Origin of the sequence: Halorubrum sp. SP9 (assembly GCF_005435015.1) — an archaeon.
Taxonomy (GTDB): domain Archaea; phylum Halobacteriota; class Halobacteria; order Halobacteriales; family Haloferacaceae; genus Halorubrum; species Halorubrum sodomense.
The window spans coordinates 1-246 of record NZ_SGXU01000679.1; the positions used below are offsets into that span (position 1 = coordinate 1).

The window sequence follows — 246 nt, forward strand, 5'->3', positions numbered from 1 at the left end:
CCGGCGCACGTCGGACGCCGCGAGGATGCGGGACCGACAGACGACATCGACGTGTTCTGGCGGCGGACGCCGTTCCGGTACGACCACTCGCAGCCGGTCGTCGTGGGCAATCGGGTGTACGTCTCTTTCTCGGGGACCTTGTTTCGTCTCAATCTCGCGACCGGCGAGGTACAGTGGTCGACGGAGGTCGGTCACGACGGGTCGTCGACGCCGGCGATTCGCGACGGCATCGCATACGTGACGGTT

Annotated in this window: 1 protein-coding gene; it reads left to right on the forward strand. The window is 66.3% G+C overall.

All coding sequences use genetic code 11. The annotated features are described in order from the left end of the window. On the forward strand, positions 1 to 246 hold a 246-nt coding region (locus tag EXE45_RS18975), incomplete at both ends, for a PQQ-binding-like beta-propeller repeat protein (protein ID WP_158294368.1).